4 protein-coding genes are annotated in these 2,606 nt (G+C 65.5%); 1 reads left to right on the top strand and 3 read right to left on the bottom strand.

Going from position 1 to position 2,606, the window contains the following annotated elements:
• Window positions 1-235, top strand: a 235-nt coding sequence (locus tag U9980_RS07000) for a hypothetical protein (RefSeq protein ID WP_322767186.1), incomplete at its 5' end; no start/stop codon positions are given.
• A 24-nt stretch (window positions 236-259) separates the two neighbouring features.
• Here U9980_RS07000 and U9980_RS06995 read toward each other — a convergent pair.
• The 3 genes from U9980_RS06995 to U9980_RS06985 all read right to left on the bottom strand — a co-directional run bounded on the left by U9980_RS06995 (window position 260) and on the right by U9980_RS06985 (window position 2,525).
• Window positions 260-709: a peroxiredoxin gene (locus U9980_RS06995; protein ID WP_322767185.1), complete on the bottom strand. Its 450-nt coding sequence runs from the start codon at window positions 707-709 to the stop codon at window positions 260-262.
• 151 nt (window positions 710-860) lie between these two features.
• Window positions 861-1,805: a hypothetical protein gene (locus tag U9980_RS06990; RefSeq protein ID WP_322767184.1), complete on the bottom strand. Its 945-nt coding sequence runs from the start codon at window positions 1,803-1,805 to the stop codon at window positions 861-863.
• A 9-nt stretch (window positions 1,806-1,814) separates the two neighbouring features.
• Window positions 1,815-2,525 (bottom strand): vWA domain-containing protein, encoded by a 711-nt coding sequence (locus tag U9980_RS06985; protein WP_322767183.1) that lies wholly within the window; start codon window positions 2,523-2,525, stop codon window positions 1,815-1,817.
• Between the last annotated feature and the right edge of the window lie 81 nt (window positions 2,526-2,606).

Below are 2,606 nucleotides of genomic sequence, written 5' to 3'. Positions count from 1 at the left end.
CCTGGGCGCGATCATCATCGCCTACCAGCGCTCGCATCTGGCCGGCGACATCGAACGCTACGGCCCCCGTGAAGGACCGCGCCAGACGTTCACCCATGGAATGGACCGCGCCTACCTGTGGACGATCCTGATCGGACTCGTCGCCTTCGCGCTTTCGTTCTTTCTCCGGGAAGTGAGGCTGCGCACCACCGCTGCCACCAGCGCTCGCACCGCCACCGCCGAATCCCCGGGATAGCCGGATCCCCTCGCCTTTGGCCCTTTACGCGGCGTCGGCGCGCAGCGCAGCCAGCGCGGTGTCCGCGTGCCGGCTCATGGACAGCTCGGAGTCGATGCGCGCAAGCACCGTGCCGTCCGTGCGCAGGACGAACGTGGCGCGCTTGTTCGGGCCCACCTTGCGCCGGACGCCAAACGCCTGCGCGATCGTGCGGTCGGTGTCTGCGACCAATGGAAAGCCGAGCGAATGCTTCGCGCTGAACGCGGCCTGCTTGGCGACGTCGTCGGCACTGATCCCGACGATGCCGGCGCCCAACGCGGCGAACTCACCGGCCAGGTCGCGGAAATGACAGCTTTCCCTGGTACAGCCGTACGTCATCGCCGCCGGGTAGAAGAAGACCACCAGCGGACCCTTGGCCAGCAGGCCGGCCAGGTGCAGCACCGCGCCCGTCTCATCGACACCCGACAGATCCCCAACCCGATCCCCGACATCCATGCGGCAATCCTCACCTAATCACGGGATGAGACGTATGACACGCTACCGGATCGGAGATCGGGATGCGCCTGCCGTACGGATCTCAAGATCCAATCGGCGGCAAAAGGCCGTCAACACTGTTGACTAAAAACACCCGGAAACAGGGCGTGGATCAAGAAGCGGAATTTCGATCGCGCCAGTCATCAAAGGGCACTGTCGTGGGATGCGAGCCCGCGCCGGATCGCAGGTAGCGATACCAGGCAAGCGCTGCCGGACGAACACGCGGATCGTCGGCGAGGCTGGCCCGCACGAGATTCACGCCGGTGCGGTCCAGCACACCGTCGACGGCGTCGGCGGCGACGTCGGAAGTGACCACTCGGCCGGGCACGAGGATGCGGGCGATGAACAAACCGAGCTTGAACAAATCGGAACTGATGGACTGCGGCTCGTACAGTGCCGGCGGGAAGAAGTCCGGCGTGTGGCCCTGATCGACAACGGGCGCATTACCGACCTTGCGCACTGCGTCACAGTCCACCAGAAGCACGTCCGGTGTCGGTCGCAGCCGGTAGAGGAGGTTGCGGGCGGAGATGTCACCGAAGACGATGCCCTGCTTATGCAGGTACGCCACGAGAAAGGCCAGCCGCAGGCACAGCCACCAGCGCTGCGCGCGGTTCGGGAACGCCAAGCCGCGCGTGCGTAGCTCGGCGGGGCCCGCGAACAGCGATCCCGCCTCGTTCGGTCGGCGCTGCGATGGTTCTCCCCTTGTGGCGAACACCTCGAAGAAGGCATCGGGTATGAGCCGCATCACAACCCCGGCCACCCTCGCTCGGGCGGGAGCATCGGCGTTGTCGACGACGATCGCAAGCGGCCAGGTCAGGTGGGCGTCAAACCACAGTCGCTGCTCCGCCGGCACTGCCAGCCGCAATGCGATGATGTTGGCCAGGCCCTGCGGCGGTATCCGCCCGACGACGGAGTGATATTCCTTGTAGACGAGCGGCACCGCCACGCCGGGAAGGTCGAAGTCAGGCAGCCGGTAAATCCATGCCTGGCCGCCTCTGGCCAGCTGCTCGACTCGGCCGAGTCGGTCCCGCGCGACGGCGGCATCCTGCCATCTCATGACACCCGCTCAGAATCCGCTGTCCGGATCGATCCACGTCTCGGGCGGATCGACGATGACGGTGTCGAGTGCGTGCACGTTCGTCTCATCTATCACAACCATCTCCTGGTGGCCCGAGGCGACGACACTCCGTACGATGATCTCGGTGAGGTTCTTTATCGCGCTTTCCGGGCTGGCCAGTCTGCTTTGTATGAACAATGGCACTGTCGGGGCCGGATGCGCCAGCGCTCGCATGATGTCGGGATTCGAGTCGGCGACGGCACAGGGAATGATGTTCGGCGTGCTCTGGCACTCCCTGAGCAGAGTGGCAAATGCCGCCTCCCACGCGCCGGGGGGGTCGTCGAAGGGTTCGCCGTCGCTGAGAAAAAACACGCCGGGTCGGCCCACGGCGAAACCGTCGGCCTCCAGTTGGCGGCAGTCACGGTCGACGGTGGCCCGCAACAGATTGAAGGCGGGCGCATATCGGGTGCCGTCATCGCGGCACGCCAGGAGGGGCAGCGTCGCCGTATTGAGAAGATCACACAGCGGAAGCACCGTGCGGCTGGCGCCGGCAAAATCGATCACTCCGACCCGAACTCGCTCAGCGGCGACCGGATCGTGAGCAAGTGCCTCCCCGATCCGCCGCAGAATGAGGTTCGCCGTGTTCAGCCGTGGCCCGTCCATCGACTGCGAGACGTCTACCACGAGGTAGAAGGGAATCAGGGTGGTTCGGCCGTACACGGGCTACCTCCTTCTGCCGATCTCGTGTGACCGGTCAGGCCGACACCGTGCCATCACGTGGCGGGCTATCGGGTGGCGAGC

The organism is Protofrankia sp. Cr1 (genome assembly GCF_963555865.1).
In the GTDB taxonomy this organism is placed as follows: Bacteria; Actinomycetota; Actinomycetes; order Frankiales; family Frankiaceae; genus Protofrankia.
Note: the sequence above shows the minus strand (reverse complement) of the source record. Positions and strands in the feature narration are given on the sequence as shown.